We start from the raw sequence: 22,236 nt of genomic DNA, 5'->3' as shown, positions 1-22,236 counted from the left end.
TGAATCCAGCGAACAGGGAGAGCGGGATGGCAGCGGCATGGTGGTGGGCAGTGCCCCTGGGCGTGGCGAGTGTGAGCGGCGGGCTGCTGCACCTCTTCCATCGGCGCCTCCGGATCAGCCTGGCCGCACCCCGGGTGGCGGTGACGGGCACGCTCGAAGCGCACGGCGTGACGGGGGAGACGGTGACCTTCCCAACGCGGCGAGGCAGGATGCTGGCCGGCTGGTGGCTTCCCGGCGGAGGGCGCGGCACGGTGGTAATCACCCATGGCTGGGGCGCCAACCGGGAACTGATGCTGCCGCTGGCCAGGCCACTGCAGGCCGCCGGCTGGAACGTGCTGCTGTTCGATGCCCGCAACCACGGTGAGAGCGATGCCGACAGCTTCTCCTCCATGCCGCGCTTCGCCGAGGACAGCGAGGCGGCGCTGGCCTGGCTGCGTGCCCGCCCCGGCATGGCGGAGGCACCGGTGGCGCTGCTCGGCCACTCGGTGGGCGCCGCGGCGGTGCTGCTGGCCGCCTCGCGGCGCGACGATATCGGTGCCGTGGTCAGCCTCTCGGCCTTCGCCCACCCCGATGGCATGATGCGCCGCTGGCTGGCGGAGAAGGGGCTGCCCTTCTTTCCGCTGGGCTGGTATGTGCTGCGCTACGTGGAGCGGGTGATCGGCCACCGCTTCGAGGCCATCGCCCCCGTCAATACCCTGCCGCGGGTGCGCTGCCCGGTGCTGCTGGTCCATGGACGCGACGACCGCGTGATCCCGCCCAGCGATGCCGAGCGACTCTACGCCAGCCGTGGCGAGACGCCGACCCGGCTGCACCTGCTGCCCGGCGACCACGACCTCAGCCAGCATATCGAGGGCGAGCTGCCCGAGCTGCTGGCGTTCCTCGCCGAGGCTCTGGCCGAGACGACGGTCGAGTCGGCCTGATTTATCGCTGGAGCCCCAGGGCGTGGCGCATCACCTGGCGCTTGGCGCCCTCCAGGCGCTCGGCCAGGGCCAGTCCGGCGGCGCCGGCGAAGCGCAGCGGGGCGGCCCCGGTGAAGACGTGATGGAAGGTCTCCATGGCGGCGATCATCGCCAGGGTCTGGGGGCGCCGCTCGCGGGCATAGCCGGCGAGGACCGCGCGGCTGCCCGGGTCCTGGCCGGCACGGAAGGCGGCGATCACCCGCCGGCTCAGCGCCTCGGCATCCTGGAGTCCCAGGTTGAGCCCCTGGCCGGCCAGCGGATGGATCACATGGGCGGCATCGCCCACCAGCGCCAGGCGTGGGCGCACGTAGCGCTCGGCATGACGCCGGCGAATGGGGAAGCTGGCGCGGCCCAGCACCGCTTCCACGCCGCCCAGCCGGGCGGGGAAGTCGTGCTCGATGGCGCGGCGCAGCGTGTCGTCGTCCAGCGCCTCCCGGGCCAGGGTGGCCTCGGCGCTGTCGTACCACACCAGCGAGGCATGCTGGCCGGGCAGCGGCAGCATCGCCTGGGGGCCGGCGGGGGTGAAGCGCTGCCAGCTGACGTCCTGCTGGGGCAGCCGGGTGCGCACGTTGATGATCAGCGCACGCTGGCCATAGTCCTCGTCGCGGGTGGCGATGCCGGCCAGTTCCCGGGTATGCGAGGCGGCACCGTCGGCGCCCACCACCAGCCGTGCGGCCAGCATCCGGCCGTCGTCGAGCTCCAGCAGGCTGCGGTGCCCGCCGGGGACCCAGGCCACCGGCCCGGCATGGCAGATTGTGGTCACCCCGGGCAGCTCGGCCAGGCGCTGCCACAGGGCGCGGCGAATCACCCGGTTCTCGACGAAGTGGCCGAAGCCTGGCAACTCGAGCTCGGCGGCGTTGAAGCGGATATGGCGCTTCTCGGCCGCGTCGCTGGCCTCGATATGGAGGAAGGGGCAGCGCCGCGCCGCGGGAATGTATGACCAGGCGCCTACCTCCTCCAGCAAGCGCTGGGAGGCCAGGTTGAGCGACGACACCCGCAGGTCGAAGGGCGCATCGTCGGGTATCGCCGCCGGCGGACCGCCGCCCTCCACCAGCGCCACGCTCATGCCGGCCTGGCCCAGCGCCGCCGCCACGGCCGCACCGACCATGCCGCCACCGACGATGATCGCATCCAGGGTCTCGTCCATGCCTTTCTCCAAGTGGCCATCTCCAACTGCCGATTACCGGGCGACGCGCGAAATCCCTTTCGGGTCGCGGTCGCTACCGCCTAGGATACCGAAACTCGACGACCCAAGGAGCGACCATGACCGCGACACGATCCGCGCTGATCCTGCTGGGCTGGCTGGCACTGGTGACGCTGACCGCGCTGACCGGCATCTTCACCCCGCCCGGCGAGTGGTACGCCGGCCTCGACAAGCCGCCGTTCACCCCGCCGAGCCTGGCCTTCCCCATCGCCTGGACGCTGCTCTACCTGCTGATGGCCCTGGCCGCCTGGCGGGCCACCCTGGCCGCGCCGCCGGCAATGCGCTGGCACACCCTCTGGCCCTTCGTGGTCCAGCTGGCCGCCAACGCCCTGTGGTCGATCCTGTTCTTCGGCCTGCACTGGATGCTGGTGGCGCTGGTCGACCTGCTGCTGCTGTGGGGGCTGATCGTGTTCACCATCCGCCGCTTCGCCGGGGTCTCGCCGCTGGCCGCCTGGCTGCTGGCGCCCTATCTGGCCTGGGTCAGCCTGGCCGCCTATCTCAATACCAGCATCTGGTGGCTGAACGGCTGAGGCCACGGGCCCGCCGTCAGGCGAACTCCTCGGTGTCGATCTCGGCCTGCAGCGCCTCGCCGTAGCGTGCGCCGGCGATGCGCTCGGGAGTGAAGAGGGCGTCGAGACGCGCCACGCTGGCAGCGTCCAGCGTCACGGCATCGGCGGCCAGGTTCTCGCGCATATGCGCGATGGAGCGGGTACCGGGGATCGGGATGATGTCGTCGCCCCTGGCCCGCAGCCAGGCCAGCGCCAGCTGCCCGCTGGTCACCTCGAGCTCGCCGGCCACGGCCTCGAGCTCGGCCAGCAGCCCCAGGTTGCGCGACAGGTTCTCGGCGCTGAAGCGTGGCATGCCGACGCGCACGTCGCCCTCGACCAGGCCCTCGCTGTCGCGTACCGCGCCGGCCAGGAAGCCGCGTCCCAGCGGGCTGAAGGCCACGAACAGGGTGTCCGCCTCGCGGCACGCCTCGAGCACCGCGATCTCGGGGTTGCGGGTCCACAGCGAGTACTCCGTCTGTACCGCGGCGATGGGGTGCTCGGCCCGGGCGCGGCGCAGGGTGGCCGCCGAGACCTCGGAGAGCCCGATGGCGCCGATCTTGCCCTCCGCCACCAGCCGGGCCAGCTCGCCCACGCTCTCCTCGATGGGCACGCCCTTGTCCCAGCGATGCAGATAGTAGAGGTCGATATGGTCGGTCTTCAGGCGCTCGAGGCTCGCCTCGCACTGGCCGCGCAGCGTGGCCGGGCGACCGTCGATCACCTTCTTGCCCAGCGCCGGGTCCATGGCCATGCCGCACTTGCTGGCCAGCAGGAACTCGTCACGCTTGCCGGCAAGTGCCTTGCCCACCAGGCGTTCGTTGGCGGTGGCGCCGTACAGGGTGGCGGTATCGAAGTGGCGATAGCCCATCTCGAAGGCCTCTTCCAGGGCGCGCAGCCCCTCGGCCTCGGAGACCGGCTGGCCGTAGCCATGGGAGAGGTTCATGCAGCCCAGGCCGATGGTGGGGGAGGCCACGGCCTTCAGGCGGGCGGTCACGGAATTCATGGTGTCTCCTTGCATATTATCGAGCCGTATCCTCAGCGCTTGCGGGCGATGAACTGCACCACGCAGCCCGGGCCGGTGTGGCCGCGACCCTCGATCACCTCGCGTTCGCACTCCCGGCTGAGCTCGATATCCAGTTCGGCGAACGCCGCGTCGAGCTCCGCGGCGGTGGGGGTGCGATCCGGGGTATCCGGGCCGCCGGTATTGCGATGCACCTGCTCCGGCGTGTAGGCCTCCAGGATCAGCACGCCGCCGGGCTTCAGCGCGCGGATCACCTGGCGGTGCAGATGGGGGCGGCCAGCCGCCGGCACGTGGCAGAAGATCGACACCACGGCATCGAAGGAGGCCGGCACGAACTCATGCTCGGTGAGGTCCGCGTTCAGGGTGGTCAGCGCTACGCCCTTGTGTTCGGCCAGTCGGGCGGCCTTGCGCAGGCCCACCGAGGAGGCATCCACCGAGGTCACCCAGTGGCCGAGGCCGGCCAGGTAGACCCCGTTGCGCCCCTCGCCATCCGCCAGGCAGAGCACGCGCTTGGGTGCCTCGCCGATCAGCGCGGCCTGCTCGCGCAGGAAGTCGTTGGGTTCGGTGCCGTAGACGTAGTCGTCCGTGCTGTAGCGCTCATCCCACATGGGGCATCCTCGCAGTGTCATCGATCGAACCCCGAGAGTACCAAGTTCCGGGGCCCTGTTGGCCTATCCTGCCTCCCACTTGTGACGGGTAGCTGCACGGGACCTTCACAATTCCTGCGCTAAGGGTCGCTAGCATGCAAAGCATTCTCATCGCACAGGAGCCCCGCCATGCCGTCCCACATCCCACACTATGGCCGCGTCAGCCGCCTGCTCCACTGGGGCATGGCGGCGCTCTTTGGCGTCCAGTTCATCACCGCCATCGCCCATTTCGCCTTCCCGGATACCGCCCTGGAGGCCGCCGTGTGGGGCACCCACAAGCCGCTGGGGGCACTGCTGATGCTGTTGATCGTGCTTCGCCTGGTGTGGGCGGTGGTGGACCGGACCCGGCGTCCGGCCTCGGTCAACCTCGCCGCCAGCCTTGGCCACCTGGCGCTGTATGCCCTGATGGTGGCGGTGCCGCTGGTCGCCCTGCTGCGCCAGTATGGCTCCGGCCGTGCCTTCGCCCCCTTCGGCATCCTGCTGATGCCGGGCTTCGAGGGCGAGATCGAGTGGATGACAGCCGTCGGTGGCATCTTCCACGGCCTGCTCGGCTGGGTGCTGCTGGCGCTGATCGTCGGCCACGTGGGCATGGCGCTCCTGCATCGCCGCATGGCCGGCGAGGATGTGCTGGTGCGCATGTTGCCGCGGCTCGGCACTCATCCTGACACGGGGGGACGCTGAGGAGCCGGTTCGGCTCACGCCCCGCCCAGGGCGACACCACAAGCAAGAGGGGGAGGCCAGATGCCTCCCCCTCTTGCTTTTCCCGCCCCTGTTGGGAAGGTGCGTCAGGCCTATTTCACCTGGCCGATCGACCACCACAGCGTCTCGCCGGAGCTGTCGTCGACGCCGTCGTTGTCGGTGACGAAGTAGCCGTTACCCGCGGCATCGATGGCGAAGCCTTCCACCTTGTCGGTGACAACGCCGTTCAGGGCCTTGAGGTCGGCCATCAGGTCACGCTCCAGCATCTTCTCCAGCACCGGCAGCTCGCTGCCCAGGGGAGCGGTCTCCACGCTTGCCATGTCAAGGGCATAAAGACGCTTGATGGCGGCGTGCTCGCCGATCTGATTATCGCGCTCGACCACGAAGAGCGTGTCGTTGGCGATCTCGATATCGGAGAGGCCGACCCAGCCGCGCGCGCTCTCTTCCAGCGGATAATGGGCCGCCGTCCACTCGGCGCTTGAGAGGTCGAAGCGCAGCAGCTTCGCATGGCCAGCGGGATCGTCCTGCCAGGGACGCTGCATGGCCACCCACAGTGCATTTTCGTGCAGGGCGATGCCCTCGGCGCCGAAGCGGGTCTGGTGCTCAAGCAGCGCCTCCGGCAGCGTCACCGTACGCTCGATGGCGCCCTCCGCGTTCACGTGATGGAGGGCATGCGGCACCTGCTTGTCAGCGTCGCCTTCGGAGGCGACCCAGAATCCGCCCTCTCCGTCGGTGGTGATGCCCTCCAGGTCCAGCGCCTCGGCCGGCTGGCCGTTGCGAGTGATCTCCAGTGCCGCGGTGATACGCGCCGGGTGCTGGTTGGCATCGATGGTGAAGATGCGCGGCTGGCCGGCGTAGAAGCTGTCATTGACGGCGTAGAGCATGCCCGCCTGTTGCGGGTCGGCGGTCAGCCCCGAGAGAGCCCCCCACCCGATCGGGGCACCCTGGGCATCGTTGTCGGACACCAGCTGCGGATAGGCGGGCGCGTCATCACCGAGTTGATAGAACATCACGTGGGCACGCGGGCCGCCGTCTTCCACCAGGTCTTTTTCGTTGGCACTGACCAGCAGATTCTGCTGAGGTATCGCCACGGCGGACTCCGGTGCGATACCTGAGGGCAGCAGCTGCAGAAACTCCGGATCTGCGCCGGTATCGCGATAGACGCCGATCACGGAGCCACGCTCAGAGAGCACGAAGATGTAGGTATCCTCGCCGAACTTGCCGACCTCCAGGCCTTCGGGTTCGGCTCCCTTCTTGCCGGAGCGCTTGTCCGGATAGTGGCCAGCGCGAGCCACTTCGTGCTCGAAAGTGGCCCCGGATTCGAACAGCAGCTCGCCACTCTTGTGGAAGATGCTGAAGCCGCGAGCGCCGCCCTGGTAGTCACCCTCGTTGGCGATCACGAAGCGTTCGTCATCCAGCCACTGGGCGGCATCGGGTTCACGCAGCACGTCCTTCTGCTCATCGGTGAACGACAGGGCGCCGTCCTTCTCGGTGTCGATCTGTGCCAGGTCGACCGTGCCCGCCGGGAAGTGGTGGCCGATCTCGCCACTGGCCGCATCGACGATGACCAGATGGTTGTTCTCCTGGAGCGTGACCACGACCTCGCCCAGCGCATTGAAGTCGACAAACTCTGGCTCCGGGTCGCTGGGGGCAATCTCGGCCAGTCCGGTCAGATCTACGCGCTTGAGCCCTTCGCAGTTCAGCGAGCCGTTGCTCATCGGCACCAGCACCAGGTCGCCCGCCGGCAGCTGCGGAATTGCACCGTCGTTGAGGTCCTCGTCGCGCTCGTTCTCGATCGCCACGGCGACCCACGCCTGGTCGGGGGAGACCGCCACCGAATCCGGTTGGCCGCCCAGGTCGCACTGGCCCAGTACCTGCTGGGTCGCGCCGGAGACCAGGGTCACGAAGCCCGAAGGCTCGGTGAAGCTGGCCGAGGTGTTTACGCCCACCACAACATCCTCACCCACGGCGCTGACCGCCGTAGGCTCGCCTTCCAGCGCCGTGAAGCCTGCCGCACGGGGTGAGCCGTCTTCCTCGATGGCGATGTAGCCGATGCCACCGCGCGGGCTATCGCTGTAGACCAGCATGTCGCCGCTGGCGGTGGCGGTGATGATCTCCGCCGACGTCTCCTGGTTACGCTCGGATGCCGGCAGGTTATCGGCGGTAGAGACGCTGTGAATGCGGTTGAAGCTGGCGGCAGACGCCGCGGTGGCAACCGACGCCGCGGCGATGGCCAGGGCCAGGCCGGAAAGGCGGAGAGTACGGCAGGTCATGTGGTGATCTCCCATCGGGAACAGAAAGCTCGGAGTGAGAGAGGCACGGTAATGGTGGGTTGTTACAGAAAAGTGATGCGCTCCCTCTAGCAAATTTTTATTTCATTAGCATGAAAATAAGAAAGCCGTGTGTTCAATATTTTGGTCATCTATCTGTAGCAATGAGCCACTAATGTGCCGCCATGCCGACTATTCATGATGAGTGTTCCTGATGAAGTTTACCCCCGTGTTCCTGGGTTTTTTGGTGGCGATGTCATCGTCTTTTTGCGTGGCGGATGTCCTGGTTGTTCCAGCTGATGGGGTGGAGGTACTGGCCATCAATGGCCAGGAAGTGGATAGCGAAAGTCACCCGTCGTTCTCGGGAGACATCCAGCTGGATGATGGAAGAAACCAGCTGCTCGTTACCTATGCCGCGGAAATCCGGGACACCGGGAATGAGTCGATTCTTGATACCAGCTCGGCCCAGGTCGTGCTGTTTGAGGCCCAGGATTCGCGCCTGCGCCTGATGGCCCCGGAGATTGGCAGTCGCCATGAGATGCGCACCTTCGACGAGGGCGGCCAGTGGCACCTGGTGGATGCCAAAGGCGAGCCGGTTCCCTATGAGTCTGCAGTGCTGGAGAAGCAGGGACTGCAGTTCGGCAGGGACTATGAAGCCGAGTTAAGGCGCTTCAATCAATCCGCCTCTCCCGCTGCCATGGCGATCCTGGGCGAAGAAAGTTTCGCCTTCGACTCCCCCGTGGCAGTCAATGTCGCTACGCAATCGGTGCCATCCACCGTGCCAGAGGGAACCAATGCCAGCGGCATGTCCGACCAGCAGATGGTCGGGAAGATGCTCAAGTTCTGGTACCAGCAAGCCAGCTCAACAACAAGAAACGACTTCAAGCGCTGGCTCAGCGAGAGCCAGTGAACCTTTGACTCCATTCAAAAAGGGAACATAGATCATGAAAAAGCTTCTCCTGGCCGCCGCCGTGGCCGTAGCTTCCGGTTCTGCCAACGCCGCCACCATCTACGAGAACGGTGGCTTCGAGTACAAGGTCAATGGTGATCTTCAGGTCCAGCTGCGTCAGAAATCCGGTGACGACAAGAACCCGGATATCGAGTTCGATGACCTGGAGCTGAAGAACTACGTCAGCTACCAGCTCAACGATGACATGACCGCCTTCGGTCGCGTCGACTTCGGCTTCAAGGATGCTGCCAACGATGATGGCGACGATGACGGTGCCTCGCTGGAAGAGGCCTATGTAGGCCTGGCCTTCGGCGGCACCTCCATCTCCTTCGGCAAGCAGAACACCGCCGGTGACGAATTCGGCATCGAGGAGGCCATCGAGACTCACACCGACGAGGATCGCTTCGACGCGGTAGGTGCAACCGACGGCGACGATGTCATCCGCATCGATTCCGATCTCGGCAACGTCTACCTGGTGGCCTCCTACGAGCTGGAGTCCGATGGCAACAGCAGCGAGAACGGCGAGTACGTCGACCTGTTCGCCTCCACCGAATTCGGTGGCCTGGAACTGGCTGCGGCCTACCAGGAGTGGAACGACGTCGACGTCCAGAGCGGCGGCTCCGACGAGACTGTCGACACTTGGGGCGTCAGCGCCGCCTATGACTTCGGCATCGCCACCCTGGCCGCCGACTACAGCGAGTCTGACTCCAACTTTGACGCCTCAGAGCATAACGCCGACCAGTACAACCTGGCCGCCGTGTTCGCCGCCGCCGAGACTACCGATATTGCCATCGGCATGACCGAAACCAGCTACGACGACCTGGTCGGCGACGAGGACGTGACCGAGTGGTACGCCAACGTCACCTACGCCTTCCCGGCCCACAAGAACGTCACCGTGTTCGCCGAGATCGCCGATACCGACGAGGAAAACGCCGACGTAGGCTACCTGGCCGGCATGCGCATCAAGTTCTAAGGACGGTCGCGCGTCCTTCAGCAGCAGATCTGTTTATTGGGTCCGCACCCTGGCTTCCCGGGGGCGGGCCCCTTTTTGTGTCGCCCCTGCCCTTTTGGTCGAACGACCTCATCTATTGACCCAGGCGTGCTGTATGGTAGGCCGGTAATCTGCCGCACCACGGATAACGGCAGGAAAAACAACCATAACAGGGACCACGGAGCGCCAGGCATGGCCAAGCCCATTCTTCTCTCTCCGCGCTACCGCGTGCTGCTGGCCGGGCTGTTCAGCCAGCTGCTGTGCATCGGCGTGGCACGTTTTGCTTACACCCCGCTGCTGCCGCTGATGCAGCAGCAGACCTGGCTGAGCGATGCCCAGGGCGGCTGGCTGGCCGCCCTCAACTACGCCGGCTACATGCTTGGCGCGCTGACGGCCGCCTCCATCAGCAGCATCCGGCTCAAGGACACCCTCTACCGCCTCACCCTGGTACTGGCGCTCGTCTCCACCGCCGGCATGGCGCTGGCCGACAGCTTCTGGCTATGGGCGTCGATGCGCTTCGTGGCCGGCTTCTCGAGCAGCGGCGCCATGCTGCTCGCCTCCGGGCTGATCCTGCACTGGCTGATCAGCCACCGGCAGCGCGGCGAACTCGGCATCCACTTCGCCGGGGTGGGCCTGGGCATGCTGCTGGCCGCCCTGGCGGTGGAGCTGATGCTGCGCCTCTCCCTCGACTGGCAGGCCCAGTGGTGGGGCTTCGCAGCCCTGGCCGTGGCATTGCTGGTACCCGCCTGGACCTGGTTGCCGCGGCCCGCCAAGCCGCTCGAGGGCGGCGGCGGCGGGCAACGCCCGGCCCAGCCGCCCAGCCGCACTTTCATGCGGCTGATGCTGGCCGCCTACTTCTGTGCCGGCTACGGCTATGTGATCAGCGCCACCTTTATCGTCGCCATCGTCGAGCGTGAGCCGCTGCTGGCCGGCGCCGGCAACTGGACCTTCGCCCTGGTGGGCCTGGCCGCAGCGCCGGCGGTAATGCTGTGGGACCTGATCGCGCGCTGGATCGGCTACCTCGGCGCGCTGATTGCCGCCATGGGCCTGCAGGTGGTGGGGATCGTGCTGCCGGCGGTCACCGACAACCTAGCCGGCGTGCTGGCCAGCGCCGTGCTCTACGGCAGCACCTTCCTGGGCTGCGTCAGCCTGGTGCTGACCATGGCCGGTCGGCTCTATCCGCAGAGCCCGGCACGCATGATGGGGCGCATGACGCTGGCCTATGGTGCCGCCCAGATCATCGCCCCGGCACTCACCGGCATGCTCGCCGAGTCCACCGGCCACTACGACATCGGCCTGTGGCTGGCCGGCGGCTTCGTCGCCCTGGGGGCGGTGCTGCTGGTCTGGCTGCGCGGGGTGGACCAGACCGCCCAGCGGCTGGATGCCGAAGCGAAGGCGGCTCCGACCGGTTGAGCCCCGGCAGCGCCGTCCTCGGCCCGGGCCAGGCCCGGGCGGTAGTCAGACTAGCGAAAATCGAAGTACTCGTAGGCCAGGTTGTGGCGCGGAATATCCAGCGCCTCCATCTGCTGGCGCACCGCTTCCTTCAACCCCTGGGGACCGCAGAAGCGGATCTCCACGCTGTCGGCCGGCACTTCGCGGGCGATCTCGGCCAGGCGCTCGCGGAAGGCGACACTGTTCGGCCCGGCGGGTACCGGCACCAACTCCACGCCGCGCGCGTCGGCCTGGGCCTGCAGGGCTTCGACGTCGGGGAACTCCCGCCCCGGGGTGTAGCAGTAGAAGAGCGTGACCCGCTCCAGCGACTCGGCCTCGGGATCCTGCAGCCAGGAGATGAACGGCGAGATCCCCACCCCGCCGGCGACCCACACTTCATGGCCGGCCCGCTCGGGCCGCGTGAAGTGCCCGTGAGGTGCGTAGATATCCGCGCGCATGCCCACCCGGCTCTCGCTGACCAGCTTGCGGGTGAAGTCGCCCAGCCCGCGGATGAAGAACTCCACCGCGCCGTTCTCCTGGCTGGCCGAGGCGATGGTGAAGGGGTGCGGCTCGCGCAGTCCCTCCTCCTTCAGCCGCAGGAAGCCGAACTGGCCGGGCTGGAAGGCCACGCCGCTGCCCACCGGTGCCAGGCGCAGGCGAACCGCTCCGGCGCCGGGCGAAACCTCTACCACCTCATATTCGCCATGGCGGGCGAGGCGCGGATAGAGCAGCAGCTTCCAGGCGGCCGCCGCCACGCCGAGCACCGAGAGGATACCCAGCCAGAGGCCGGCGGGCTCGCTCAGGGCGATGGGTGACTCGAAGGTCAGCCAGTGCAGGATAACCACCACGAACAGCGGGCCGGAGAGCTTGTGCCAGCTCCGCCACAGGTGGTAGGGAATCTTGCGGTTGAGCGCCAGCAGGATGATGAACATCAGCGCCACGAAGCTAAGTTGGCGCAGCAGGCGGGTCCAGTACTTGCTGACCTCGAGGATCGGCGCCACGTCCCAGGCGTCGAGACCGGCCTTGAACACCAGGTGGTACGAGGCCAGGCCCAGCGCCCACACACCCATCCACTTATGGGCGAGGTAGACCCGGTCCAGCCCGCCCAGCAGCCGCTCGACCCAGGCCCATCGGCTGGCCAGAATGGCCGAGGTGGCCATCAACGCCAGGGCAGCCACCCCCGCCGCCAGGCTCAGGGTGGCCGACGTGGCCCAGGTGGATACGGGTACTTCCCACAGCACCAGCAGGAAACTGATGGCGACCGTGATGCCCACGGCCTGCCCGGGTTTCAGCACTTTCATGTCTTGCCTCCTTGGATGACGGTCACGATGACGTCGGGGAGGGGGAGGCGTGTTCTGTTATGCGGGGATTATCTGTGGGGAATGTGCAGCAAGGGTGCAGGAAGCGAGAAAACAGAGGCGGCTAACGAAATGGGCGCCGGCGAGTGCCGACGCACCAGTGGATTCAGTCGATGCCGAGCATCACATCCGAGGCCTTGATGACCACCTGAACCTCGCTGCCCACGGCGATGCCGAGCTCCTCGATGGCATCGCTGGTGATCATCGACTTGATGGTGTTGCCGCCGCCGATGTCGACGCGGACCTGGCTGTTCACCGGGCCTTCCTTCACTTCCAGCACGGTGCCCTTGATCACGTTGCGTGCACTGATCTTCATCCCTGCTCTCCTGTCCTTTTAGTGGGTGGGGCGTCAGCCCCTGTCGTGGGGCGTGCCGCGGGCACGCCTGCGTACAAGATGCCGGCGCAGCTGCTCGCTGGCAAGGCCCGCCGTCAGCCCGATCAGGACGCTACCGAACAGGGTGGCCACCGCGGTGACCGCGATCACCGGCCGACAGTCGGGCCGGGCGTCGAAGAGGCGCTTGCCCAGCATCAGCTCCACCCCGGCGAAGGCCAGCAGGGCGCCCACCACCGGGACGGGAATCGCCGCCAGCCAGGCGACCACCGCCTCGCCCTGCAGCGCGGCCAGGGCGCAGGCCGCGGCCATGGTCAGCGGAGCGACCCAGCTGCGGGCACCGAAGCGGTAGTGAGCGGCCAGGCCGCCGGCGCCGTGGCACATCGGCATGGCACCCAACGGCGCCAGCACCAGGTTGAGCAGGCCGCTGGAGGCGGCCAGGCGGCGCTCGCTGACGCGGGGAACGGCGTCCGGAAACAGCGAATGGGACACGGCGGTGGCCACCACCACGGCGTTGAGCAGGGTCAGCGGCAACTGGGCCAGCATTCCGCCAGCCACCGCGGTCAGCGATAGCCCATCGGCGATAATGGCCGTTTCCGATACCAGTGGTTGGCCGTCAGTCGGTGCCAGCCAGATGGCCGCGAGGATCACTCCCAGTGCCCAGGGCCCGCGAGGCCAGACCCAGGAGAGGGCGAGCACTGCCATGGCCGGCAGGGCCAGCCACCAGCCGGTGGCCATCATCTCCAGCGCCAACGCGGCGAGCATCAGCCCCAGGCCGGCCTGCAGTCCGGTGACCACCGATTGCGGCAGGGCACGGGCGGCGCGCCCCAGCAGTGGTGTGGCAGACAGCGCCAGCAGCACCAGGCCCAGCAGGGCACCGGCCAGGGCCGTCTCGGCGGCGGTGAGCCCGCCGGTAAGGATCACCGCGCCCAGCGCCTTCATCGGCTGCACGGCGATGGGCGCGCGATAGACGAGTGCCACCAGCAGGTAGCCCGCCGCGAAGCCCAGAAACACCGCCCCGGGCGCCAGCACGCCCAGCCCGATACCGGCGATCACATAGGGCAGCAGGGTGCCAAGGTCGCCGAAGGCACCGGAGATATCACCACTCAGCGCCACCAGGGCGCGGCGGCGAGGCGGTTTATCGGGAGGGGAGGTCATGGAGCTACTCTAGCCTCACGGGCGGGCCAAGGCACCCTGCCGTATCATCTAGCTCCAGTGGATCCAGGGTGCCAGTGTCTGGGCATTGGCTATCTCGACCTGCTGGGCCCGTGGTTCGGTTTCCACATGATGGGGATTCACGCCCAATTCGCGCAGCGCGTAGAGCACCAGCGGGCCCCGGCATGACAGATTGAGTTCACCGTCGTCCATCCCATAGTCCGTGGCGATCAGGGCCCTTTCCCGGGGTGGCAGCCGCCTGTCGGGTATCAGGCACACGTCTACCCGGGTATGCCAGGCCGAGTCCTCGGCGATCCCGTGCTCGCCGAGCATATCGCCACACGACTCCGGTATGCCGCGGAAGCGGCTCAGAACGAAATCCCGATAGTCGCGATGCTTCTCGCAGAAGGCCCGCACATGCCAGCGCCCCGCCGCGAACACCAGCGTATGCGGCACGATGATCCGCTCCTCACCGGTGGGGCTGGTGAAGGAGGCGTAGGTGACCTCCAGGCGCTGAGCACCGCGGGCGGCCTTGACCACTTCCCGCACCACCTGCGGCGACACCATGCGGCTCGGCAGCGGCAGTGCTTCCGTGTTCGCCGCGCCGAGTCCCAGTCCCGTGAACGGCGATGCCAGCTGCCGGTGGACGCCCAGTAGATGAAGGTACTCCTCGACCCGACCTTGGGTGAAGGACGGTGCGAACCGTGTGGTCGGCAGGAAGCCCTTACGCGACTCGTCATAGGCCAGATTCCCGGGGACCAGTTCCCGATAGCGACGCAGTACCTTCTGTGCCTGCTGGCGCCCGATGTCGAAGGCCTCACCGATCTGCGCGGCCACCACACGACCCTCCCACAGCGCCAGAATTTCGATCAGCCGATAGCGGGCCAGGGTGTCCCAGGGGAGTGCGGTGGTCGCTGACATGGAGGCTTCCTTCCTTCCGTGGTGAAGACTCAGCATGACGAAAGTCACAACCGGGTTGAAGAGTACGCTGGTCGGATGGCCAGTAGGTGGCGAAGTAAGGTTAAGGGTGCTTGTATGGATGTACCGACACCATAAAGAAGAGAGACAGGGATGTCGTATTACCTCTATTGGGGCAAGGCCCAACCATCGGATGAAGGCGATAGCTGCCATCTGCTGCCTTATCACAGCCTGGATGTGGCGGCAGTGGGCTGGCACTTGCTTGCCCCGGAGCGGCCCCTGTCCCAGCGATTGGCGTCCCAGCTCGGCCTGTCTCCCGACTCCTTGCGGCAATTCCTCGTGTTTCTGCTGGGCCTGCATGACATGGGCAAGTTCGCGCGCGCCTTCCAGGGGCTGGCTCGTCCGGAAGGAGTCGAACTGGTGGCACCTATCGAGCGACTGGCCTATACCGAGCGCCATGACCGCCTTGGCGCTCTGCTCTGGCAGGCATCCTGGATCGAGTGGCTACGAGACGACACGCTGCGTTGGCCCGGTGGTGACCTCGACCACAAGGCACGACGGGAGCTCAGCGAGACGCTCCGCGTGGTTCTGGCGCCGATGTTTGGCCATCACGGCCAGCCGGTGGAAGCCGGAAAACTGGGTCTGTCCCAGTTCTTCGGCCAAGACGACGATGCCTCTGATTGTGAGGCCGCGCGGCAATTCACTGCCGACTGGGCTGCTCTGATCGAACTTGACTGGCCGGTCGACAAGCTGGTCTCCCCGCAGTGGCGGGATGCTTTTCTGGCCATGAGCTGGACGGTGGCTGGCTGGGCTACCCTCAGTGACTGGCTGGGGTCGAATCGGGATTATTTCATCTACTGTCAAGAAGTGATGCCGCTGGCCGATTACTGGCCTCTAGCGCTCGGGCGCGCCGAGCGAGCACTACAGGACACCGGGTTCGCGCACCCTCCCGAGCCTATACCCTATGGCGGTCTGGCCAGTTGGTTCGGTGGCGAGTCGGTTACGCCAACTCCACTGCAGCGAGAGGCCGAAACCCTACCCATCGGTGAAGGTCCTCAGCTGTTCATTTGCGAAGACATCACCGGTTCCGGCAAGACCGAGGCAGCCTGCATTCTCAATCAGCGGTTGCTCGCCGGCGGGCATGGCGATGGGCTCTACTTCGCTCTGCCCACCATGGCGACCTCCAACGCCATGTATGAGCGTCTCGGCCGCTTGCATCATCGCTTCTATACTGAGGCTTCGCGTCCCTCCTGCGTGCTGGCCCACGGGGCCCGGGAACTGAACGACGTCTTCATGCAGGCCGTGGCGTCGGCGCAGCCGGAAGACCGTGACTACGCAGCCGACGACATGACCGCGACCACGCGCTGCAACCGCTGGCTGGCCGACTCTCGCAAGAAGTCGCTGCTGGCCGATGTCGGGATGGAACCATCGACCAAGCGCTGATGGGGTTGCTGCCGTTTCGGCACCAGTCGCTGCGCCTGTTCGGCCTGGCGCGCAAGGTGTTGATCGTCGATGAGGTACATGCCTACGACCACTACATGCAGACCCTGCTCAATCAGCTGCTTGCCCACCATGCCCGTCAGGGCGGCAGTGCCATCCTGCTGACGGCCACATTGCCGTATAGCATGCGCGAAGAGCTCGTTGCGGCATGGCGCCAGGGGTTGGAGCTGGCGCCGGCCACCCTGGAGGAGGACGCATTCCCGTTGTTGACCCAGGTCGGTCGCGCTACCCAGAGAGAAGTCCCTCTGGCAACACGTCCCGAAGTGACCCGAACGGTGGGCATCGACTGGCTGACCGCGGAGAAGCAAGCGCTCGAGATCGTAATGGCGGCGGTCGAGGCGGGGGAGTGCGTCGCCTGGGTGCGCAACACCGTGGACGACGCCATTCGCGCCTATGAGCAGCTACGCCAAAGCCACCCCGATCCCGAACGCTGCCTGCTGTTCCATAGCCGCTTCGCGATGGTGGATCGACAGCGTATCGAATCGGACGTCCTCGAGCGGCTGGGCAAGGCCTCCACGCCCGATAGGCGTCGCGGTCAGGTGCTGGTCAGTACCCAGGTCTTCCAGGAATCGCTCGACTGCGACGTGGATCTCCTGATCAGCGATCTGGCGCCCATCGACTTGCTGATTCAGCGCGCCGGGCGCCTGCAGCGCCATGTACGCGGCCCGCGCCGTGCGCCTGTGCTGTCCGTGTTGGCGCCAGAGTGGAGCGAAGCGCCGGATGCCCAGTGGCTGAAGCGTGCCCTTCCAGGCACCCAGGCGGTCTATCGCGATACCTCCCTGCTGTGGCTGACCCAGCGCGTGCTGCGTGAGCTTGGGGCGATCCGCATGCCCGAGGAGGCGCGGGCGCTGATCGAGGGCGTCTACGGCAGTGTCGCCGAGCTGGTGCCGGATGGCCTCCAGGAAGCCAGGTGGGAGCAGCGCGGCATGCAGGGGGTGGCCGTCTCCATGGCTCACTTCAACGCCCTGTCGCTCGAGCAGGGCTATCTTCGCCAGCCCGAGATCGACCAGTGGCAGGAGGAGCGAGAGATCGGCACGCGGCTGGTCGACGAGCCGACGGTGAACGTCGTGTTGCTGAAACGTGATGCCGACGATGAGCTGGCGCTATGGGCCGAAGGCGAGCGCTACGCGGCCATGCTTAGCCAGGTAAAACTGCGCCAGAGCCAGGCAGAGAAGCTGGCGGACCTGCCGGCCGGCGACCAGGCCCGCTGGGAGGCTCTTCAGGAGCGCCACAAGGCGCTGCGCTTCACCCGCCCCTGGCTGGTCGAGGACGACCCTGTCTGCGCCTACGACGCCCTGTGGGGCGTGCGGTTCTCCATGACAACGGAAAATCAGGGAGAGGGATGTGAACCTGCTCAATGATCCGTGGCTGCCTTTTCGCACCAGGGGCGGCGCTATCGTCTACCGGCCGTCCAGCGCGGTGGCTGATCCCGAGATCGTCGATCTCGCCCTGCCTCGGGCCGACTTCCAGGGCGCGGCCTACCAGTTCCTGATCGGCCTGCTGCAGACGGCGTTGCCGCCGGAAGACCACGGCGACTGGTTGGATCGTTTTATCGAGCCGCCTGGCGTCGCTGATCTTGAGGCCGCCTTTGCGCCCTTCGCCACCGCCTTCGAGCTGGATGGCGACGGGCCGCGCTTTATGCAGGATCTCGATCCGCTCGAGGACGTCAAGGAGGCCACGGTCAGCGGCCTGCTGATCGATGCGCCGGGCGCCAACGGCATCAAGAACAACACCGACTTCTTCGTGAAGCGCGGGCGCGTCGCGGCGATGTGCGAAGACTGTGCGGCGCTTGCCCTGTTCACCATGCAGATCAATGCCCCGGCGGGCGGAGCGGGCATTCGCGTCGGCCTGCGCGGCGGCGGTCCGCTGACCACGCTGGTATTGCCGGACTCGGCCGATGCCAGCCTATGGTCTCGGCTGTGGCTGAACGTCGTCACACCCAGGGCGCTGACCCGTTCCGGGCAGTCCTGGCAGCTTCCACGAGCCGATTACGACAGACTTTTTCCGTGGATGGCGCCGACCCGTGTCAGCGACAGGAAGGGAAGCGAGACCCTGCCCGAGAGCATGCATCCGCTGCACCCTTTTTGGTCGATGCCTCGACGCTTCCGGCTGCTCTTCGAGGACGAATCGTGCCGCTGTGACCTCTGTGGTCGCGACACCGCGCGCGCCGTGCGCCGCATCCGTGCCAAGAAGCAGGGCCTCAACTATGACGGCCCCTGGCTGCATCCGCTGACGCCCTATCGCCGCGATCCCAAGAAGCCCAGTGAGCCGCCGCTGTCCACCAAGGGCCAGCCCGGCGGCCTGGGGTATCAGCATTGGCCCAACCTGGTGCTGCAGGACGCCGATGGCAGCGGTGCGCTCCCCGCCCTGGCCGTTCAGGACTACGTCTCCCGCAAGGTGCAGACCGTCGATGAGGAGCGCCGTGCCGGAGAGGAGGTAGTGGTGCTGCTCAAGCACGCTCGGCTCTGGGCCTTCGGTTACGACATGGACAACATGAAGCCCCGCGGCTGGTACGGCGTCGAGATGCCGCTGGTGGCGGTGCCGCCCACACAGCAGGAGCGGCTGCGCGCCTGGGTCCAGCAGTTCACCGACCTGTCCCGGCAGATTGCCTGGATGGTGCGCACCCAGATCAAGAATGCCTGGTTCGATCGGCCTGCCGATGCCAAGGGCGACATGAGCCACCTCGATCTGGCGTTCTTTGATGCGACGCAGGGCGCCTTCTTTCACGTCCTGCAGAGTTTCCAGGCGGCGTTGGCGGCCGATGAAGATGCCTTGCATCCGCCTTCCGAGGTGGCCAAGCGCTGGTATCGCACGCTCAGGCGAGAGGGGATGGCGCTGTTCGAGGAGCAGGCGCTGAGCGGGGCGCTGGAGGCGGCGGACCTCAAGCGTGCCACCTCGGCGCGACGTCAGTTGCAGGGCTTTCTGGCCGGGCGCAGTAAGGGCAGCAAAGCCATTCGTGAATTTGCCGAGAGCGGCGGCTTTAGCCTGACCGCCGCGCCGGCAGCCACCGAGGAGAGCGTGCCGTGAGTGAATCGCAACTTGCCCCCGAAGCCGAGGCGCCACCGCGCGTGCCGGAACGGCTCCATGCCATCGAGCGCAGCGAGGCCGATGCCCTGCGGCGCTGGTGGCAGCGCCTGACGCTGCCGGCAGAGGCGCTCAAGGCGCACATTTCCCTTCCGCCCTGGCCAAAGGGCCTGAGGGCGACGCTGAGGCGGTGCGACACCAACGAGGCGGCGATGCTGACAGAGGCGTTTCGCCACCTCTGGCATCAGCTTCCGGACACGGGGGGCGAGCCCGAATGGCGGCGCAATCGGCGGCTTCAGGCCTGGTCCTGCATCGCTCTGGTGGTAGCCGAGCTGCGTGAAGAGCGCCCCAGGATGCCGCTAGGGACTGCTCTCGGCCAGCAGAAGCGTGAAACCGGCAAGCCTTGCATGAGCGAGCTGCGCTTTCAGCAACTGATGACGTCACGCACGCCGGAGGAGCTGGTTCAGCGCCTGCGCCGTGCTCTCGCGCTGATCGACAAGCGCGGTGTTAGCGTCGTTCATCTGGCCGACGACATCGCACTGTGGTGGCAGGAGTACCAGGGTGGAGTGTCACCCAAGCCGACACAGCGACTCGGTTTCATCTGGGCCAACGACTACTTCGGTGCCGCCGCCGGCTACCGGCAAGACACCCCATGAGCCGTCAACCACGACAGGGAGCAAATTCCATGAGCCACTTCATCCAACTGCACCTGCTCACCGCCTATCCGCCGGCCAACCTTAACCGCGACGACCTGGGTCGGCCCAAGACCGCCATCATGGGCGGCGCCAAGCGCCTGCGCGTCTCGTCGCAGAGCCTCAAGCGTACTTGGCGAACCTCGGCCCTGTTCGAGGACGCCGTGGGTCAGCACCGCGGCATGCGTACCAAACAGGTGGGCGTCCAGGCTGCCGCGCGCCTGCAGGAAAAGGGCGTGAAGGAGAAAGACGCCAAGGCGTGGGCCGTGGAGATTGCCAAGGTCTTCGGCGACGTGGCCAAGGGTGAGCTGGAAACCAGCCAACTGGTCCACGTCGGCCCCGAGGAGCAGGCGGCCGTCGATGCTCTGGTCGAGAGGCTGGCCGACGAGCAGCGGGCGCCGGAGAAGGAAGACCTTGACCTGCTGCGCCACAATCCCTCGGCCGTGGATATTGCACTGTTCGGCCGCATGCTGGCGGCGTCGCCGGCCTATAACGTCGAGGCCGCCTGCCAAGTGGCTCATGCCATCACGGTGCATGCCGCCGAGGTAGAGGATGATTACTTCACTGCCGTGGACGATCTGAACAGTGGCGATGAGCATCGCGGCGCGGCTCACGTCGGCGAGGCCGGCTTCGGTGCCGGTCTCTTCTACGGGTATGTCTGCATCGATCGCCGCCAGCTGATCGAGAACCTGGGCGGTGACGAGGCGCTGGCCGATCGAGCTATCGCGGCCCTGGTGGAGGCCGCCGTGAAGACCTCGCCAAAGGGCAAGCAGAACAGCTTCGGCTCTCGCGCCCACGCCAGTTATGTGCTGGCCGAGACGGGTGAGCAGCAGCCGCGCTCACTCTCGGCTGCCTTCCTGCGCCCCGTGGCCGGACAGGATCAGGCACTGGATGCCATCGCCCGCCTGGAGCGACAGGCACGGGCCTTCGACGAAGCCTATGGCCCCGGTGCCGATCAGCGTTTCGTCGTGGCGGCCGACCCCGACTATCGGGAACCACAGCTGGCCGGCGGCGTGCGCATGGGCAGCCTTGCCGAGCTGGTCGAGTTCCTGTCCAGCGAGCAGTAAGGAGTGGTCATGACGGAGTATCTGGTCTTTCGGCTCTATGCGCCGCTCGCCAGCTGGGGCGAGGCGGCGGTGGGCGAGTCGCGCCCGACCGCTTCCTACCCGGGGCGAAGCGCCATCATCGGGCTGCTCGGCGCGGCGCTGGGGGTGCGCCGCGATGACGACGAAGGGCAGCGTCGCCTGCGCGACAGCCTCGGCATCGCCATCAAGCAACGCTCTCCCGGCAGCCTGCTGCGCGACTACCACACGGTGCAGGTCCCGGCGTCGCAGTCCAAGGTGACCTACCGCACGCGGCGAGACGAATTGAATGCTCCGACGAAGGTCATCCACACCATCCTCTCCAGCCGCGACTACCGCTGTGACGGCCTGTGGACCGTCGCCCTCTGGCTGACACCACAGGCGGAGGTGGCGCTGGAGGACCTGGAACAAGCACTCAAGACGCCGTACTTCCCGCTCTACCTGGGGCGCAAGGCGTGCCCGCCGGGAGCGCCCCTTGCACCGAGTCGGCGGACGTTCGCTCGATTGCGAGACGCCCTGGATGTCGACTTTCCATCGCTATCCGGCAAGGAGCCGGGCGAGGAGCGCAGGGTCTTGAGGCTGCCGGAAAACGTGCTCTATGCCTGGGAGGGCGCGGCGGAGCTTCTGGACGGCAATGGTCGCGGCGTGGAGTCCAGTGAAGCCTGGGATGATCCACTCAATCGCCGCCGCTGGCAGTTTGGCCCACGTACCGAGTATCGCCGCGTGACCCGAGCAGGGGAGGAGCGCTGATGTACCTTTCTCGAGTGCGTGTCGATCTCAATGGCCTCTCGCGAGGGGACTTGTTCGACATCATGGATGGTCGGGCCTATGCCGCCCACCAGTTGCTCTGGCGGTTGTTTCCGGGACACCAGGGCGCGCGTCCGTTCCTGTTTCGACAGGAAATGGAGGAGATCAGCGACGATAGAGCGCCGAAAGGACTGCCGCTGTTCTACGTGCTGTCTGATCGCGAGCCTCGACCGGTGGATGGGCTGCTCGAGGCACAGTGCAAGCCGTTTTCTCCGGTGCTGGAGGCTGGAGAGAGGCTCGCCTTTCGTCTTCGGGCCAATCCCACGGTAGCGAAACCGGTGGCGGGCCAGCGAGGGCGGCGCGCCGATGTCCTGATGGCCGCCAAGTACCCCTTCGAGTCGGGCGGAGACAGGAAAAGTCAGGCGTGCGCCGACGCGATGGATGCCGCCGCGCGAGGCTGGCTCGAGGAGCGTGCCGGGGCCTGGGGCTTCCGCCTGCCGGTAGCCCCGGAAGTGGGGGCCTATCGCCAGCACGCCCTGTCGAAAGAGAAGGGCCGCCCGATTCGCTTCTCCAGCGTCGACTACGAGGGCCTGCTGGAAGTCACCGAACCGGGCCGGCTGATCGAGACTCTGGCGCAAGGGGTGGGGCGCGCCAAGGCGTTCGGCTGTGGTCTGCTGCTGCTGCGGCGTCCATAGCGCTACCTCAAGGCAGGG

At 66.8% G+C, this 22,236-nt stretch carries 21 protein-coding genes; 13 read left to right on the top strand and 8 right to left on the bottom strand.

Annotated features, from left to right (window positions below; genetic code table 11):
• Positions 1-26 precede the first annotated feature (26 nt).
• On the top strand, positions 27-920 hold the full coding sequence (locus tag GRB96_RS07735) for an alpha/beta hydrolase (protein WP_170293773.1): 894 nt from the start codon (positions 27-29) through the stop codon (positions 918-920).
• Between the two features lies 1 nt (position 921).
• On the opposite strand, the gene GRB96_RS07730 is transcribed toward GRB96_RS07735, so the two are convergent.
• Positions 922-2,106, bottom strand: coding sequence for an FAD-dependent monooxygenase (locus tag GRB96_RS07730; protein ID WP_161431606.1), 1,185 nt, complete (start codon positions 2,104-2,106; stop codon positions 922-924).
• 116 nt (positions 2,107-2,222) lie between these two features.
• Here GRB96_RS07730 and GRB96_RS07725 point away from each other — a divergent pair, with 116 nt between their 5' ends.
• Complete coding sequence (locus GRB96_RS07725; protein ID WP_161431605.1) at positions 2,223-2,693, top strand: TspO/MBR family protein; 471 nt, start codon at positions 2,223-2,225, stop codon at positions 2,691-2,693.
• Between the two features lie 16 nt (positions 2,694-2,709).
• Here GRB96_RS07725 and GRB96_RS07720 read toward each other — a convergent pair whose 3' ends face one another.
• Positions 2,710-3,711 carry an aldo/keto reductase gene (locus GRB96_RS07720; protein WP_161431604.1) on the bottom strand — a complete coding sequence of 334 codons (1,002 nt, stop codon included), beginning with the start codon at positions 3,709-3,711 and terminating at the stop codon, positions 2,710-2,712.
• 32 nt (positions 3,712-3,743) lie between these two features.
• Positions 3,744-4,337 carry an SAM-dependent methyltransferase gene (locus GRB96_RS07715; RefSeq protein WP_161431603.1) on the bottom strand — a complete coding sequence of 198 codons (594 nt, stop codon included), beginning with the start codon at positions 4,335-4,337 and terminating at the stop codon, positions 3,744-3,746.
• A gap of 168 nt (positions 4,338-4,505) precedes the next feature.
• On the opposite strand from GRB96_RS07715, the gene GRB96_RS07710 reads away from it, so the two are divergent.
• Positions 4,506-5,057: a cytochrome b gene (locus GRB96_RS07710; protein ID WP_161431602.1), complete on the top strand. Its 552-nt coding sequence runs from the start codon at positions 4,506-4,508 to the stop codon at positions 5,055-5,057.
• A 110-nt stretch (positions 5,058-5,167) separates the two neighbouring features.
• Here the strand turns inward: GRB96_RS07710 and GRB96_RS07705 are convergent, their stop codons facing one another.
• Complete coding sequence (locus GRB96_RS07705; RefSeq protein ID WP_161431601.1) at positions 5,168-7,348, bottom strand: esterase-like activity of phytase family protein; 2,181 nt, start codon at positions 7,346-7,348, stop codon at positions 5,168-5,170.
• 211 nt (positions 7,349-7,559) lie between these two features.
• Between GRB96_RS07705 and GRB96_RS07700 the strand changes: the two genes are divergently transcribed.
• From GRB96_RS07700 to GRB96_RS07690, 3 genes are all read left to right on the top strand, one after another.
• Complete coding sequence (locus GRB96_RS07700; RefSeq protein WP_161431600.1) at positions 7,560-8,255, top strand: YccT family protein; 696 nt, start codon at positions 7,560-7,562, stop codon at positions 8,253-8,255.
• Between the two features lie 34 nt (positions 8,256-8,289).
• Positions 8,290-9,267, top strand: a complete 978-nt coding sequence (locus GRB96_RS07695; RefSeq protein ID WP_161431599.1) for a porin — start codon at positions 8,290-8,292, stop codon at positions 9,265-9,267.
• A gap of 210 nt (positions 9,268-9,477) precedes the next feature.
• On the top strand, positions 9,478-10,698 hold the full coding sequence (locus tag GRB96_RS07690; protein WP_161431598.1) for a YbfB/YjiJ family MFS transporter: 1,221 nt from the start codon (positions 9,478-9,480) through the stop codon (positions 10,696-10,698).
• Positions 10,699-10,748: 50 nt separating this feature from the next.
• Here GRB96_RS07690 and GRB96_RS07685 read toward each other — a convergent pair whose 3' ends face one another.
• From GRB96_RS07685 to GRB96_RS07670, 4 genes are all read right to left on the bottom strand, one after another.
• A complete protein-coding gene (locus tag GRB96_RS07685; protein ID WP_161431597.1) occupies positions 10,749-12,017 on the bottom strand; it encodes a ferredoxin reductase family protein in 1,269 nt (422 codons plus the stop codon).
• Positions 12,018-12,180: 163 nt separating this feature from the next.
• Positions 12,181-12,390, bottom strand: coding sequence for a TOBE domain-containing protein (locus tag GRB96_RS07680; RefSeq protein WP_161431596.1), 210 nt, complete (start codon positions 12,388-12,390; stop codon positions 12,181-12,183).
• Positions 12,391-12,423: 33 nt separating this feature from the next.
• Positions 12,424-13,563 (bottom strand): putative sulfate/molybdate transporter, encoded by a 1,140-nt coding sequence (locus tag GRB96_RS07675; RefSeq protein ID WP_161431595.1) that lies wholly within the window; start codon positions 13,561-13,563, stop codon positions 12,424-12,426.
• A gap of 48 nt (positions 13,564-13,611) precedes the next feature.
• Positions 13,612-14,481: a WYL domain-containing transcriptional regulator gene (locus tag GRB96_RS07670; RefSeq protein WP_161431594.1), complete on the bottom strand. Its 870-nt coding sequence runs from the start codon at positions 14,479-14,481 to the stop codon at positions 13,612-13,614.
• Between the two features lie 150 nt (positions 14,482-14,631).
• Between GRB96_RS07670 and GRB96_RS15670 the strand changes: the two genes are divergently transcribed.
• Genes GRB96_RS15670 through cas6e form a run of 7 tightly spaced genes read left to right on the top strand, consistent with a single transcriptional unit; the run spans position 14,632 to position 22,218 of the window.
• Positions 14,632-15,921 (top strand): CRISPR-associated endonuclease Cas3'', encoded by a 1,290-nt coding sequence (locus tag GRB96_RS15670; RefSeq protein ID WP_240894141.1) that lies wholly within the window; start codon positions 14,632-14,634, stop codon positions 15,919-15,921.
• The gene (gene cas3 / locus GRB96_RS15665; RefSeq protein ID WP_240894140.1) at positions 15,921-17,339 is read left to right on the top strand and encodes a CRISPR-associated helicase Cas3'; all 1,419 of its coding nucleotides are present in this window, start codon (positions 15,921-15,923) and stop codon (positions 17,337-17,339) included. The genes GRB96_RS15670 and cas3 overlap by 1 nt, the downstream gene beginning before the upstream one ends.
• Positions 17,323-19,005, top strand: coding sequence for a type I-E CRISPR-associated protein Cse1/CasA (casA, locus tag GRB96_RS07660; RefSeq protein ID WP_161431593.1), 1,683 nt, complete (start codon positions 17,323-17,325; stop codon positions 19,003-19,005). Before cas3 ends, casA begins: the two co-directional genes overlap by 17 nt.
• Positions 19,002-19,658, top strand: a complete 657-nt coding sequence (gene casB, locus GRB96_RS07655) for a type I-E CRISPR-associated protein Cse2/CasB (protein ID WP_161431592.1) — start codon at positions 19,002-19,004, stop codon at positions 19,656-19,658. Before casA ends, casB begins: the two co-directional genes overlap by 4 nt.
• A 29-nt stretch (positions 19,659-19,687) precedes the next feature.
• Entirely contained in the window at positions 19,688-20,761 is a 1,074-nt protein-coding gene (cas7e, locus tag GRB96_RS07650; RefSeq protein ID WP_161431591.1) for a type I-E CRISPR-associated protein Cas7/Cse4/CasC, read from the top strand.
• Positions 20,762-20,770: 9 nt separating this feature from the next.
• Entirely contained in the window at positions 20,771-21,526 is a 756-nt protein-coding gene (gene cas5e / locus GRB96_RS07645) for a type I-E CRISPR-associated protein Cas5/CasD (RefSeq protein ID WP_161431590.1), read from the top strand.
• Positions 21,526-22,218, top strand: a complete 693-nt coding sequence (gene cas6e / locus GRB96_RS07640) for a type I-E CRISPR-associated protein Cas6/Cse3/CasE (protein WP_161431589.1) — start codon at positions 21,526-21,528, stop codon at positions 22,216-22,218. Before cas5e ends, cas6e begins: the two co-directional genes overlap by 1 nt.
• Positions 22,219-22,236 lie beyond the last annotated feature (18 nt).

It is taken from the genome of Halomonas alimentaria (assembly GCF_009902005.1).
Classification (GTDB): Bacteria; Pseudomonadota; Gammaproteobacteria; order Pseudomonadales; family Halomonadaceae; genus Halomonas; species Halomonas alimentaria.
Note: the sequence above shows the minus strand (reverse complement) of the source record. Positions and strands in the feature narration are given on the sequence as shown.